The organism is Dactylosporangium sp. NPDC000555 (assembly GCF_040300025.1).
GTDB lineage: Bacteria > Actinomycetota > Actinomycetes > Mycobacteriales > Micromonosporaceae > Dactylosporangium.
The window spans coordinates 325,986-338,477 of the sequence record NZ_JBEPDB010000001.1; the positions used below are offsets into that span (position 1 = coordinate 325,986).

The 12,492-nt window shown below is 68.0% G+C and carries 22 protein-coding genes and 1 pseudogene; all 23 read left to right on the forward strand.

From position 1 onward, the window contains the following. Positions 1-8: 8 nt before the first annotated feature. The 23 genes and pseudogenes from rplC to map all read left to right on the forward strand — a co-directional run bounded on the left by rplC (position 9) and on the right by map (position 12,480). Complete coding sequence (gene rplC / locus ABT297_RS01630; protein ID WP_350543384.1) at positions 9-680, forward strand: 50S ribosomal protein L3; 672 nt, start codon at positions 9-11, stop codon at positions 678-680. Further along, positions 677-1,357, forward strand: coding sequence for a 50S ribosomal protein L4 (gene rplD / locus ABT297_RS01635; protein ID WP_350543386.1), 681 nt, complete (start codon positions 677-679; stop codon positions 1,355-1,357). Before rplC ends, rplD begins: the two co-directional genes overlap by 4 nt. A 3-nt stretch (positions 1,358-1,360) precedes the next feature. Continuing rightward, positions 1,361-1,663, forward strand: coding sequence for a 50S ribosomal protein L23 (gene rplW / locus ABT297_RS01640; protein WP_033357665.1), 303 nt, complete (start codon positions 1,361-1,363; stop codon positions 1,661-1,663). A gap of 12 nt (positions 1,664-1,675) precedes the next feature. After that, the gene (gene rplB, locus ABT297_RS01645; protein WP_350543389.1) at positions 1,676-2,515 is read left to right on the forward strand and encodes a 50S ribosomal protein L2; all 840 of its coding nucleotides are present in this window, start codon (positions 1,676-1,678) and stop codon (positions 2,513-2,515) included. A 12-nt stretch (positions 2,516-2,527) separates the two neighbouring features. Further along, the gene (gene rpsS / locus ABT297_RS01650) at positions 2,528-2,809 is read left to right on the forward strand and encodes a 30S ribosomal protein S19 (RefSeq protein ID WP_190249384.1); all 282 of its coding nucleotides are present in this window, start codon (positions 2,528-2,530) and stop codon (positions 2,807-2,809) included. Positions 2,810-2,840: 31 nt separating this feature from the next. Then, positions 2,841-3,281 (forward strand): annotated as a pseudogene (gene rplV / locus ABT297_RS01655) (50S ribosomal protein L22); the annotation flags it as partial. Between the two features lie 98 nt (positions 3,282-3,379). Continuing rightward, the gene (rpsC, locus tag ABT297_RS01660) at positions 3,380-4,231 is read left to right on the forward strand and encodes a 30S ribosomal protein S3 (RefSeq protein ID WP_350543394.1); all 852 of its coding nucleotides are present in this window, start codon (positions 3,380-3,382) and stop codon (positions 4,229-4,231) included. 3 nt (positions 4,232-4,234) lie between these two features. Beyond that, a complete protein-coding gene (gene rplP / locus ABT297_RS01665; protein ID WP_350543396.1) occupies positions 4,235-4,660 on the forward strand; it encodes a 50S ribosomal protein L16 in 426 nt (141 codons plus the stop codon). Beyond that, positions 4,660-4,899 (forward strand): 50S ribosomal protein L29, encoded by a 240-nt coding sequence (gene rpmC / locus ABT297_RS01670; RefSeq protein ID WP_350543398.1) that lies wholly within the window; start codon positions 4,660-4,662, stop codon positions 4,897-4,899. Before rplP ends, rpmC begins: the two co-directional genes overlap by 1 nt. Positions 4,900-4,901: 2 nt before the next feature. After that, the gene (gene rpsQ / locus ABT297_RS01675; RefSeq protein WP_344615991.1) at positions 4,902-5,186 is read left to right on the forward strand and encodes a 30S ribosomal protein S17; all 285 of its coding nucleotides are present in this window, start codon (positions 4,902-4,904) and stop codon (positions 5,184-5,186) included. 86 nt (positions 5,187-5,272) lie between these two features. Continuing rightward, positions 5,273-5,641: a 50S ribosomal protein L14 gene (gene rplN / locus ABT297_RS01680; protein WP_350543401.1), complete on the forward strand. Its 369-nt coding sequence runs from the start codon at positions 5,273-5,275 to the stop codon at positions 5,639-5,641. 2 nt (positions 5,642-5,643) lie between these two features. After that, a complete protein-coding gene (gene rplX, locus ABT297_RS01685; protein ID WP_350543403.1) occupies positions 5,644-5,958 on the forward strand; it encodes a 50S ribosomal protein L24 in 315 nt (104 codons plus the stop codon). After that, entirely contained in the window at positions 5,958-6,521 is a 564-nt protein-coding gene (rplE, locus tag ABT297_RS01690; RefSeq protein ID WP_350543405.1) for a 50S ribosomal protein L5, read from the forward strand. The genes rplX and rplE overlap by 1 nt, the downstream gene beginning before the upstream one ends. 13 nt (positions 6,522-6,534) lie before the next feature. Continuing rightward, on the forward strand, positions 6,535-6,720 hold the full coding sequence (locus ABT297_RS01695; protein ID WP_190249376.1) for a type Z 30S ribosomal protein S14: 186 nt from the start codon (positions 6,535-6,537) through the stop codon (positions 6,718-6,720). Between the two features lie 63 nt (positions 6,721-6,783). Further along, positions 6,784-7,191, forward strand: coding sequence for a 30S ribosomal protein S8 (rpsH, locus tag ABT297_RS01700; RefSeq protein WP_350543408.1), 408 nt, complete (start codon positions 6,784-6,786; stop codon positions 7,189-7,191). Positions 7,192-7,204: 13 nt separating this feature from the next. Next, positions 7,205-7,747 carry a 50S ribosomal protein L6 gene (gene rplF / locus ABT297_RS01705; RefSeq protein ID WP_350543410.1) on the forward strand — a complete coding sequence of 181 codons (543 nt, stop codon included), beginning with the start codon at positions 7,205-7,207 and terminating at the stop codon, positions 7,745-7,747. Further along, positions 7,744-8,139: a 50S ribosomal protein L18 gene (gene rplR / locus ABT297_RS01710; RefSeq protein WP_350543412.1), complete on the forward strand. Its 396-nt coding sequence runs from the start codon at positions 7,744-7,746 to the stop codon at positions 8,137-8,139. The genes rplF and rplR overlap by 4 nt, the downstream gene beginning before the upstream one ends. Before the next feature lie 15 nt (positions 8,140-8,154). Then, entirely contained in the window at positions 8,155-8,781 is a 627-nt protein-coding gene (rpsE, locus tag ABT297_RS01715; RefSeq protein WP_350543414.1) for a 30S ribosomal protein S5, read from the forward strand. 2 nt (positions 8,782-8,783) lie between these two features. Beyond that, the gene (gene rpmD / locus ABT297_RS01720; protein ID WP_350543416.1) at positions 8,784-8,966 is read left to right on the forward strand and encodes a 50S ribosomal protein L30; all 183 of its coding nucleotides are present in this window, start codon (positions 8,784-8,786) and stop codon (positions 8,964-8,966) included. Between the two features lie 4 nt (positions 8,967-8,970). Beyond that, complete coding sequence (rplO, locus tag ABT297_RS01725; RefSeq protein WP_350543418.1) at positions 8,971-9,429, forward strand: 50S ribosomal protein L15; 459 nt, start codon at positions 8,971-8,973, stop codon at positions 9,427-9,429. Positions 9,430-9,625: 196 nt separating this feature from the next. Further along, positions 9,626-10,963, forward strand: coding sequence for a preprotein translocase subunit SecY (gene secY / locus ABT297_RS01730; protein WP_350543420.1), 1,338 nt, complete (start codon positions 9,626-9,628; stop codon positions 10,961-10,963). After that, positions 10,963-11,616 (forward strand): adenylate kinase, encoded by a 654-nt coding sequence (locus ABT297_RS01735; RefSeq protein WP_350543422.1) that lies wholly within the window; start codon positions 10,963-10,965, stop codon positions 11,614-11,616. The genes secY and ABT297_RS01735 overlap by 1 nt, the downstream gene beginning before the upstream one ends. An 18-nt stretch (positions 11,617-11,634) precedes the next feature. After that, positions 11,635-12,480: a type I methionyl aminopeptidase gene (gene map / locus ABT297_RS01740; protein ID WP_350543424.1), complete on the forward strand. Its 846-nt coding sequence runs from the start codon at positions 11,635-11,637 to the stop codon at positions 12,478-12,480. Positions 12,481-12,492 lie beyond the last annotated feature (12 nt).

Consider the following 12,492-nt stretch of genomic DNA (forward strand, 5'->3'; position numbering starts at 1 on the left):
TCGGACTTATGGACAGGCAAGTCAAGGGCATCCTGGGTGAGAAGCTCGGCATGACCCAGGTCTGGGACAACGGCAAGGTTGTCCCCGTGACCGTGGTGCAGGCCGGCCCGTGCGTCGTGACCCAGGTGCGCACGCCCGACAACGACGGTTACTCGGCGATCCAGCTGGCGTGGGGCCAGATCGACCCGCGCAAGGTCAACAAGCCGCGCGCCGGCCACTTCGCCAAGGCGGATGTCGCGCCGCGCCGGCACATCGTCGAGCTGCGCACCACCGACGCGGGCGAGTACTCGCTCGGCCAGGAGATCACGGCCGACGCCTTCGCCGACGGTCAGCGCATCGACGTGACCGGCCGCAGCAAGGGCAAGGGCTACGCCGGTGTCATGAAGCGGCACGGCTTCCACGGCCTCCGGGCCAGCCACGGTGTCGAGCGCAAGCACCGCTCGCCCGGCTCGATCGGCGCCTGCGCGACCCCCGGTCGCGTCTTCAAAGGCGTCCGGATGGCCGGTCGCATGGGTGGCGTGCGCTTCACCGTGCAGAACCTCACGATCCAGAAGATCTCGGCCGAGGATGGCCTGATCCTGGTCAAGGGCGCGATCCCGGGCCCGAAGGGCAGCCTCGTCCTGGTGCGCAGCGCGGCCAAGACCGAGGCGAAGTCGCAGAAGGGTGGGATCACCAAATGACCACCGTTGACGTTCGCACGGTCGATGGCGCGACCAACGGCACCGTCGAGCTCCCGGACGACATCTTCGACGCCCAGGCCAGCATCCCGCTGCTGCACCAGGTGGTCGTGGCCCAGCTCAACGCGGCCCGCCAGGGCACGCACAAGGCCAAGTCGCGCGGCGAGGTCGCCGGCGGTGGCAAGAAGCCCTACAAGCAGAAGGGCACCGGTCGCGCCCGCCAGGGCTCGATCCGCGCGCCGCAGTTCACCGGTGGTGGCGTCGTTCACGGCCCCGTGCCGCGGGACTACAGCCAGCGGGTAAACAAGAAGATGAAGGCGGCCGCCCTGCGTGGCGCGCTGTCGGATCGTGCCCGCGACGGTCGCATCCACGTCGTCGAGACGTTCATCGAGGGCGACACGCCGAAGACCAAGGATGCGCTGAAGGTGCTGCGCGGCATCACCGAGGCGCGCCGGGTCCTGGTGGTCCTCTCGCGTGACGACGAGGCCAACTGGCTGAGCCTGCGCAACGAGCAGTCGGTGCACCTGCTGGTCGCCGACCAGCTCAACACCCACGACGTGCTCGTGTCCGACCAGGTGGTCTTCACCACCGCGGCACTGGGCGAGTTCCTCGGGGTGCCGGCAGGGCTGTCTGAGGGTTCCGGCGACAGCGACGACGCTGACCGCAACGAGGAGGGCTGAGCCATGGCGACGATCGCCGACCCGCGTGACGTGATCATCCAGCCTGTGGTCTCGGAGAAGAGCTACAGCGAGCTCAACCGCAACTGGTACACGTTCCTGGTGCACCCGGACGCCAACAAGACCGAGATCAAGATCGCGATCCAGCAGATCTTCAACGTCCGCGTCCTGTCGGTCAACACCATCAACCGCGAAGGCAAGCGCAAGCGGACCCGCACGGGCTGGGGCAAGCGCAAGGACACGAAGCGGGCGATGGTGAAGCTCGCCGAGGGTGACCGGATCGAAGCCTTCGGCGGACCGGTCAGCTGAGGGGTATAGACGATGGCTATTCGTAAGTACAAGCCGACGACGCCTGGTCGTCGTGGTTCGAGCGTCGCGGACTTCGCGGAGATCACCCGGTCCACGCCGGAGAAGTCGCTGGTCGTCCCGCTGCCGAACAAGGGCGGCCGCAACGTCCACGGGCGGATCACCGCGCGTCACCAGGGCGGCGGCCACAAGCGCCAGTATCGGTTGATCGACTTCCGGCGTGCCGACAAGGACGGGATCCCCGCCAAGGTCGCGCACATCGAGTACGACCCCAACCGCACCGCGCGCATCGCCCTGTTGCACTACGCCGACGGCGAGAAGCGCTACATCATCGCCCCGAAGGACCTCAAGCAGGGCGACCGCGTCGAGGCGGGCGCCGGTGCGGACATCAAGCCGGGCAACAACCTGCCGCTGCGCAACATCCCGGTCGGCACCACCGTTCACGCGGTGGAGCTGCGCCCGGGCGGCGGTGCCAAGCTGGCCCGCTCGGCCGGCGTCGGCATCCAGCTGCTGGGCCGCGAGGAGCAGTACGCCACGCTGCGCATGCCCTCCGGTGAGATCCGGCGTGTCGATGTGCACTGCCGTGCCACCGTCGGCGAGATCGGCAACGCCGACCAGTCGAACATCAACTGGGGCAAGGCCGGCCGCATGCGGTGGAAGGGCAAGCGCCCGACCGTCCGTGGTGTCGCGATGAACCCGATCGACCACCCGCACGGTGGTGGTGAGGGTAAGACCTCGGGTGGTCGCCACCCGGTCAACCCGCAGGGCAAGCCGGAGGGCCGCACGCGGCGCAAGGGCCAGCCGAGCGACCGCCTCATCGTCCGCCGGCGTTACGCCACCCGGAAGCGCGGCTAAGGAGCCTGAGCAATGCCTCGCAGCCTGAAGAAGGGCCCGTTCGTTGACGACCACCTGATCAAGAAGGTGGAAGTCCAGAACGCCAAGAATTCCAAGAACGTCATCAAGACCTGGTCGCGCCGGTCGACGATCGTGCCCGAGATGCTCGGCCACACGATCGCCGTCCACGACGGACGCAAGCACGTGCCCGTTTTCGTGACCGAGGCGATGGTCGGGCACAAGCTCGGCGAGTTCGCGCTGACCCGCACGTTCAAGGGTCACGAGAAGGACGACCGGAAGAGCCGCCGCCGCTAAGGCAGCCGATAGGAATCAAGGGGATTTCCCGATGCCAACGAAGAGCGAGGCGGCGCTGCCCGGTGCGCGGGCGATCGCGCGGCACGTGCGCGTGTCGCCGATGAAGGCGCGCCGTGTGGTGAACCTCGTCCGCGGGCTTCCCGCGCGCGAGGCGCTCACGGTGCTGCAGTTCGCGCCGCAGTCAGCGAGCGAGCCGGTCTACAAGGTGCTCGCGAGCGCCATCGCCAACGCAGAGAACAACGAGCGTCTCGACCCCGATTCGCTCCTGGTCGCCGAGGCCTACGTCGATGAGGGCCCGACGCTGAAGCGGTTCCGGCCGCGGGCGCAGGGCCGTGCGTATCGGATCCGCAAGCGGACCAGCCACATCACGATCGTGGTCGAGAGCGTCCCGGCCGCACAGGCTCGCGCGGCGAAGGCCGGCGTGGCGAAGGCGGCCAAGGCGGCCAAGGCCGTGACGCCGGAGCCGGACGAGGAGTCCTCGACGCCAGCGAAGAAGACCGCGGCGAAGAAGGCTCCGGCCAAGCAGGCGCCGGCGGCCAAGCAGGCTGACGCCGAGGAAGGGACCGAGTAATGGGTCAGAAGGTTCACCCGCACGGGTTCCGGCTCGGCATCAGCACCGACTGGAAGTCCCGCTGGTACGCCGACAAGCTCTACAAGGACTACATCGCCGAGGATGTCAAGATCCGTCGGATGATGTCCAAGGGCCTGGAGCGCGCCGGCATCGCCAAGGTCGACATCGAGCGCACCCGCGACCGGGTCCGCGTGGACATCCACACGGCCCGCCCGGGTATCGTGATCGGCCGCAAGGGCGCCGAGGCGGACCGCATCCGCGCGGAGCTGGAGAAGCTCACCGGCAAGCAGGTGCAGCTCAACATCCTCGAGGTGAAGAGCCCCGAGTCGGACGCGCAGCTCGTCGCGCAGGGCGTGGCCGAGCAGCTGTCCAGCCGGGTCAGCTTCCGCCGGGCGATGCGCAAGGCCATGCAGTCGGCGATGAAGAACCCGCTGGTGCGCGGCATCCGGGTGCAGGTCTCGGGCCGCCTCGGCGGCGCCGAGATGAGCCGGACCGAGTTCTACCGCGAGGGTCGCGTCCCGCTGCACTCGCTGCGCGCGAACATCGAGTACGGCTTCTTCGAGGCGCGTACCACCTTCGGCCGCATCGGCGTGAAGGTGTGGATCTACAAGGGCGACGCCGTTCCGGGTCGCGAGGCGCCGGCCGAGGCCGCTGCCCCGCGTGGCCGTCGTGAGCGCGCCGACCGGCCCGAGCGGCCGCGTCGCGGGCGTTCCGGCTCCTCCGGCACGACCGCCGGTGGCACCGAGGCCGGTCGGGCCGCGGCCGCCGCGCAGGCCGCCGGTGCCGCCGGCGACAGCGCACCCGCCGCCGAGGCGGCCGCCGCTCCGGCAGAGAAGCAGCAGGAGGGCTGACGAATGCTGATCCCTCGTAAGCCCCCGAAGGGCTTCCGCAAGCCGCACCACCCGGACCGGCACGGTCCGGCCAAGGGTGGCACCCGCGTGGTCTTCGGTGAGTTCGGTATCCAGGCCCTCGAGCCCGCATACATCACGAACCGCCAGATCGAGGCGGCGCGTATTGCGATGACCCGGCACATCCGCCGTGGTGGCAAGGTCTGGATCACGATCTTCCCGGACCGCTCCATCACCAAGAAGCCGGCCGAGACTCGGATGGGTTCCGGCAAGGGTTCGCCGGAGTGGTGGGTGGCCAACGTCAAGCCGGGCCGGATCCTCTTCGAGATGTCGTTCCCGAACGAGCAGATCGCCCGGGAAGCTATGCGTCGTGCGATCCACAAGCTTCCGCTGAAGTGCCGGATCGTCACGCGCGAAGGGGCTGATGTGTGATGGCCGCCGGTATCAAGGCGACCGAGCTGCGTGAGCTGTCCGACGAGGGCCTGGTCGAGAAGCTGCGGGAAGCCAAGGCGGAGCTGTTCAACCTCCGCGTCCAGTCGGCCACCGGGCAGCTGGACAACCATGGGCGCCTGCAGATTGTCCGCAGGGACATCGCCCGGATCTACACGATCATGCGCGAGCGCGAGCTGGGTCTTTCGGCTGCGCCCGACGCTGTGGCTGAGGTGGCATGAGCATGAGCGAGCAGACGACCGAGTCGGGCACCGAGGTGCGCGGCCGCCGCAAGGTCCGCGAGGGCCTCGTGGTCAGCGACAAGATGAACAAGACCGTCGTCGTGGCGGTCGAGGACCAGGTCAAGCACCCGCTGTACGGCAAGGTCATGCGCCGCACCAGCAAGCTGAAGGCGCACGACGAGCAGAACGCGTGTGGCGTCGGCGACCGTGTGCTGCTCATGGAGACCCGTCCCCTGTCGGCGACCAAGCGCTGGCGGGTCGTGGAGATCCTCGAAAAGGCCAAGTAAGGCCGTCGTTCCGCCAAGCTCGGCGCCGGATCGCCGACGATCCGTGCGATCCGGCGCCGAGAACTGGCAGACATTAGGAGACAAGCGTGATTCAGCAGGAGTCGCGGCTGCGCGTCGCCGACAACACGGGTGCCCGGGAGATCTTGTGCATCCGTGTGCTCGGTGGCTCCGGCCGCCGCTATGCAGGCATCGGTGACATCATCGTGGCCACGGTGAAGGACGCCATCCCGGGCGCCGGCGTGAAGAAGGGCGACGTGGTCAAGGCCGTCGTCGTCCGGACCAACAAGGAGCGGCGCCGGCCGGACGGGTCGTACATCCGCTTCGACGAGAACGCCGCCGTGATCATCAAGGACGGCGGTGACCCTCGCGGTACCCGCATCTTCGGCCCGGTCGGGCGTGAGCTCCGGGACAAGCGTTTCATGAAGATCATCTCGCTCGCGCCGGAGGTGTTGTAGCCATGAAGGTGAAGAAGGGCGACACCGTCCTCGTCATCGCCGGCAGGGACAAGGGGCAGCGCGGCAAGGTGCTGACCGCCCTCCCGCGCGAGGACAAGGTCATCGTCGAGGGCGTCAACCGGGTCAAGAAGCACACCCGCATCCGCACCACTCAGCGGGGCTCGAAGACCGGCGGCATCGTGACGCAGGAAGCCCCGATCCACATCTCCAACGTGATGGTGATCGACTCGGACGGCCAGGCCACCCGGATCGGAGCCCGCGAGGACGAGAACGGCGTGAAGACCCGCGTGTCCCGCCGCAGCGGTAAGGAACTGTGATGACGACCGTCCAGAAGGTGAACCCGCGCCTCAAGCAGCGCTACCGTGATGAGATTGCCGGTGCGATGCGGGAGCGGTTCAAGTACGACAACGTCATGCAGATCCCGGGCGTGGTGAAGGTCGTCGTCAACATGGGCGTCGGCGAGGCGGCCCGCGACTCGAAGCTGATCGACGGCGCGGTCCGCGACCTGGCCACGATCACCGGCCAGAAGCCGCAGGTCCGCCGGGCGACCAAGTCGATCGCACAGTTCAAGCTGCGCGAGGGCATGCCGATCGGTGCCAAGGTCACGCTGCGCAACGACCGTATGTGGGAGTTCCTGGACCGGTTGCTGTCCATCGCGTTGCCGCGTATCCGCGACTTCCGCGGCCTCGACGGACGCAAGCTCGACGGCAACGGCAACTACACGTTCGGTCTCACCGAGCAGTCGGTGTTCCACGAGATCGACCAGGACCGCATCGACCGGCCGCGAGGGATGGACATCACCGTGGTCACCACCGCCCGCACGGACGAGGAAGGTCGTGCGCTGCTCAAGCTGCTCGGCTTCCCCTTCCGTGAGAACTAGGGAGAACTGACCCATGGCGAAGAAGGCTCTCGTCCTCAAGGCCGCCGCGAAGCCCAAGTTCGCGGTCCGCGCGTACACCCGCTGCCAGCGCTGCGGCCGGCCCAAGGCCGTCTACCGCAAGTTCGGTCTGTGCCGTGTGTGCATCCGCGAGATGGCGCACCGTGGCGAACTGCCCGGCGTTTCCAAGGCTTCCTGGTAATCCTCCTTCGCCGTAGGCCCACCGGACCGGTGCGGAACCGCGGCGAGAAAGGCTGACAAACCCATGACCATGACCGACCCGATCGCAGACATGCTGACCCGTCTGCGCAACGCCAACCAGGCGTACCACGACCGGGTGTCGATGCCATATTCGAAGATCAAGGCGAACATCGCCGAGGTGCTCAAGTCCGAGGGCTACGTGTCCACGTGGCAGGTTCAGGAGCCGGAGGACGGCAAGGTCGGCAAGACCCTCGTCGTCGACCTCAAGTACGGCCAGAACCGTGAGCGCAGCCTCGCCGGCATCCGCCGCGTGTCGAAGCCCGGCCTCCGCGTCTACGCGAAGTCGGTGGAGATGCCGCGCGTGCTCGGTGGTCTCGGCGTGGCCATCATCTCGACGTCCCAGGGTCTGCTGACCGACAAGCAGGCCCGCAAGCGAGGGGTGGGCGGGGAAGTCCTCGCCTACGTCTGGTAAGGGAAGGCATCACATGTCTCGAATCGGACGTAAGCCGATCACGGTGCCCGCGGGCGTCGAAGTCAAGATCGACGGCCCGGTTGTCACCGTCAAAGGCCCCAAGGGTGAGCTTTCTCACACCCTCGCCGAGCCGATCTCGCTGGAGCGGGCCGAGGACGGCACGTACAACGTCGTCCGCCCGACCGACGAGCGGAAGGCCAAGGAGCTGCACGGCCTGTCGCGCACGCTGGTCGCCAACATGGTGCTCGGGGTGACCGAGGGCTACCGCAAGAGCCTGGAGATCGCCGGCACCGGCTACCGCGTCACGGCCAAGGGCAGCGACCTCGAGTTCGCGCTCGGGTTCTCTCACCCGGTTGTGGTGACGCCGCCGCCCGGCATCACCTTCACGGTCGAGAAGCCGACGGTGTTCCACATCGCCGGCATCGACAAGCAGCAGGTCGGCGAGGTCGCCGCCAACATCCGCAAGATCCGTCCGCCGGAGCCGTACAAGGGCAAGGGCGTGCGATACCAGGGCGAGGTCATCCGCCGCAAGGCCGGAAAGGCTGGTAAGAAATGAGCGCCACGCTGCTCAAGCGCCGCAACTCCGGCGGCGTTGCCGCCGCGCGCCGCACGGGGCGTGCTCGCCGGCACTTCCGTATCCGCAAGCACGTCGGTGGCACCGCCGAGCGTCCCCGCCTGGTGGTCACCCGCTCGTTGCGCAACATCAGCGCGCAGATCGTCGACGACCTCAAGGGCCACACGCTGGCCTCGGCCTCGACGCTCGACGCGACCGTCCGCGGCACCGAGGGCGACAAGAAGGCGCAGGCCCGCAAGGTGGGCGCCCTCCTCGCCGAGCGGGCCAAGGCCGCGGGTGTGGGCAAGGTCGTCTTCGATCGTGGTGGCAACAGGTACGCCGGCCGCATCGCGGCGCTGGCGGATGCCGCCCGCGAAGCCGGACTCGAGTTCTGAGAAGGAGAAACGTTCATGCCTGGTCCTCAGCGCAGGGGCGGCGGGTCCGGTAACACCCAAGAAGGTGGTGGCGGCCGTCGCGAGAACCGTCGCGAGGGTGGCGGCCGCGGCAACGCGCCCGCCGAGAAGACCCCGCACCTCGAGCGGGTCGTTTCGATCAACCGCGTCGCCAAGGTCGTGAAGGGTGGTCGTCGCTTCAGCTTCACCGCCCTGGTCATCGTCGGCGACGGCGACGGCACCGTCGGCGTCGGCTACGGGAAGGCCAAGGAGGTGCCCGCGGCGATCGCCAAGGGCGTCGAGGAGGCCAAGAAGCACTTCTTCAAGGTTCCGCGGCTCGCGGCCTCGATCCCGCACCCGGTGATCGGCGAGGACGCGGCCGGCGTGGTGCTGCTCAAGCCGGCCTCCGCCGGTACGGGCGTCATCGCCGGCGGTCCGGTCCGCGCGGTCCTGGAGTGCGCGGGCATCCACGACGTGCTCTCCAAGAGCCTCGGCTCCTCCAACGCGATCAACATCGTCCACGCGACGGTGGCGGCGCTGAAGAAGCTCGAGTCGCCGGAGGCGGTTGCTGCACGCCGCGGCCTGCCGGTCGAGGATGTCGCGCCGGCCGCGATGCTGGCCGCTCGTGCCGGGGTGGGTGCTTAGCCATGGCTCGTCTGAAGGTCACCCAGATCCGGTCCGAGATCGGATCGAAGCAGAACCAGCGGGACACGCTGCGTACGCTCGGGCTGAAGCGGATTCGCGACGTGGTCGTCAAGGAGGACCGCCCGGAGATCCGCGGCATGATCCACACCGTGACGCACCTGGTCACCGTGGAAGAGGTGGAGTAATCCGATGACGATCAAGCTGCACCACCTGCGGCCCGCCCCGGGTGCCAAGACCGAGAAGACCCGCGTGGGTCGCGGTGAGGGCTCCAAGGGCAAGACCGCCGGTCGTGGTACCAAGGGCTCCAAGGCCCGCAAGAACATCTCGGCGGCGTTCGAGGGCGGGCAGATGCCCCTCCACATGCGGCTGCCGAAGCTCAAGGGCTTCCGCAACCGCAACCGCATCGAGTTCCAGGTGGTGAACCTGGCGCGCCTCGCGGAACTCTTCCCGCAGGGCGGCGAGGTCGGCGTGGCCGACCTGGTCGAGGCCGGCGCCGTCCGCAAGGGCGAGCTCGTCAAGGTTCTCGGCGATGGGGAGCTCGGCGGCGTGAAGCTGCAGGTCAGCGCGCACAAGTTCAGCGCGTCGGCCAAAGAGAAGATCGAGGCGGCCGGCGGCTCCGTGGCGCTGCTCGGCGGCGAAACCGCATAGAACGCTATCGTGGCGTCCACCGGTTCGGTGGGCGCCACGCGGCGCCTCAAAAGCCGGACGTGATGTGCCCCGGACATCCTGTTAGAGTCCGTTGCGCAGTACCACGTACGACTCATACGTTCGACAGTGTTACCGGCACCACCAGGACCCCACCTCGTCGGCCGAACGACCGGCCGCCTTGCGCAGGAGGATGAAGTTGCTCTCCGCCTTTGCCAGTGCGTTCCGTACGCCTGACCTGCGCAAGAAAATTTTCTTCACATTGTTGGTGATCGGCATCTACCGGCTCGGCGCCACGCTGCCCAGCCCCGGGGTGTCGTACGGCAACGTGCAGAAGTGCCTCAACATCGTTGAGAACAGCAAGGACAACCAGGTCTTCACCCTGTTGAACCTGTTCTCCGGTGGGGCACTGCTCCAGCTGTCGGTGTTCGCGCTGGGCATCATGCCCTACATCACCGCGAGCATCATCCTGCAGCTGCTGACGGTGGTGATCCCGCGCCTGGAGCAGCTCCGCAAGGAGGGGCAGTCCGGTCAGGCGAAGATCACGCAGTACACGCGCTACCTGACCCTCGGCCTCGGCATCCTGCAGGCCTCGGCGTTCGTCGCCCTGGCGCGGTCCGGCCAGCTCTTCGGCGGCTCGTGCGACCAGTCGCGGTTCCCGATCATCCCGGACACCAACAAGATCCCGATGTGGCTGACGCTCACCGCGCTGGTCATCACGATGACCGCCGGCACCGGCGTCGTCATGTGGCTCGGCGAGCTCGTCACCGACCGCGGCGTGGGCAACGGCATGTCGGTCCTGATCTTCACCTCGATCGCGGCTCGCCTGCCGCTCGAGGGCATCCAGATCTGGCAGGACAACAAGACCACGTTCTTCGTGATCGTCGGCCTCGCCATCGTGGTCATCGCCTTCGTCGTGTTCCTCGAGCAGGCCCAGCGGCGCATCCCAGTCCAGTACGCGAAGCGGATGATCGGCCGGCGCATGTACGGCGGCACCTCGACCTACATCCCGCTGAAGGTCAACCAGGCGGGTGTCATCCCGGTCATCTTCGCCTCGTCGCTGCTGTACCTGCCGACGCTGATCACCCAGTTCGCCGGCAGCGACACGACGAACAAGACCATCCTGTGGATCAATCGCAACATCGTGCCGCAGGACAGCGTCTGGCACATCGTGATCTACTTCCTGCTGATCATCTTCTTCACGTACTTCTACGTGTCCATCACCTTCAACCCGACCGAGGTGGCGGACAACATGCGAAAGTACGGCGGCTTCGTGCCCGGCATCCGCCCGGGTAAGCCGACGGCCGAGTATCTGAACTTCATCCTCAGCCGTATCACCCTCCCCGGCGCGCTGTACCTGGGCATCATCGCGGTCCTGCCCAACCTGCTCATCGGGATGGTGGGCAACGGACAGGCTCTGCAGAACTTCCCGTTCGGCGGCACCGCAGTACTCATTATTGTTGGTGTTGGCCTCGAGACGGTGAAGCAGATCGAGAGCCAGCTGATGCAGCGCAACTACGAAGGGTTCCTCCGGTAGTGAGGCTGGTGCTGGTAGGTCCCCCCGGGGCGGGCAAGGGGACCCAGGCCGAGTACATCGCCGCGCACCTCGCTGTGCCCAAAATCTCCACGGGCGACATCTTCCGGGCCAACGTCGGGCAGGGCACCCCGCTCGGCATCGAGGCCAAGCGGTATATGGACGCCGGGCAGCTGGTGCCGGATGAGGTCACCATCAACATGGTGTCCGACCGGCTCGCCGAGGGCGACGCGCTCGACGGCTTCCTGCTCGACGGCTTCCCTCGCACGGTGCCGCAGGCCAACGCGCTGGACAAGCTGCTGGCCGACCTCGGCACCGGCCTGGACATCGTCCTCGAGCTGGTCGTCGAGAACGAAGAGGTCATCCGCCGGCTCTCGGGCCGGCGGACCTGCCGTGGCTGCGGCAAGATCTGGCACGTCGAGTTCGATGCGCCCACGCACGACGGTGTCTGCGACCGGTGCGGCGGCGAGCTGTTCCAGCGTGACGACGACAAGGCCGAGACGATCGCCGAGCGTCTGAAGGTGTACGCCCGCGACACGTCGCCGCTGGTCGACTACTACGGCGCGCAGGGCAAGCTGGTGGGCATCGACGCCACGGGTCCCGTCGAGGACGTCACCGTGCGCGCGATCGACGCTCTCCGTTCGTACGGCGGCTGAAAGCGCGGCGGTAGGTTCATGGCCCACAAGGTCGAGATCGAACTCAAGACCCCGGAACAGATCGGCCTCATGCGCCGAGCCGGGCTCGTTGTTGCCGACGCGCTGGAGCGGATGCGGGCCGCCGTCGTGCCCGGGGTCTCCACTGCGCAGCTGGACCGCATCGCCGAGGAGACGATCCGCGCCGCGGGCGCCGTGCCGTCCTTCAAGGGCTACCACGGCTACCCGGCCTCGATCTGCTCGTCGGTCAACGACCAGGTCGTACACGCGATCCCCAGCCCCCGCCAGGTGCTGCGCGAGGGGGACCTGATCTCCATCGACTGCGGCGCCGACCTCGACGGTTGGCACGGCGACGCGGCGATCACCGTCCCGGTCGGTGAGGTCCACGCGGACCTGCGCCGGCTCGTGCGGGTCGCCGAGGACGCGATGTGGGCCGGGATCGCCGCGGCGGCCCGCGGGGCGCGCTCGGGCCGGGGGCGGCTGACCGACATCTCGTTCGCCATCCAGTCCTCGATCCGCAAGGCGGGCCGGTACGGCATCGTCGAAGGCTACGGCGGCCACGGCATCGGCACCGCCATGCACCAGGACCCGTTCGTGCAGAACTCCGGCCGGCCGGGCAAGGGCCCGATGCTGCGGCCCGGCATGGCGCTCGCGATCGAGCCGATGATCACCCGCGGCAAGCCGAAGGTCGCCGAGCTCGACGACGGCTGGACCGTGGTGACCGTCGACGGATCGGTCGCCGTGCACGTGGAGCACACGATGGCCTTCTGCGACGACGGCGTCTGGGTGCTCACGGCCCGCGACGGCGGCCGGGCCCGCCTGGGCGACCTCATCACCGCCCGTGAACCCGTGCCGGCGACCGAGTAAGGGAAAGATCGG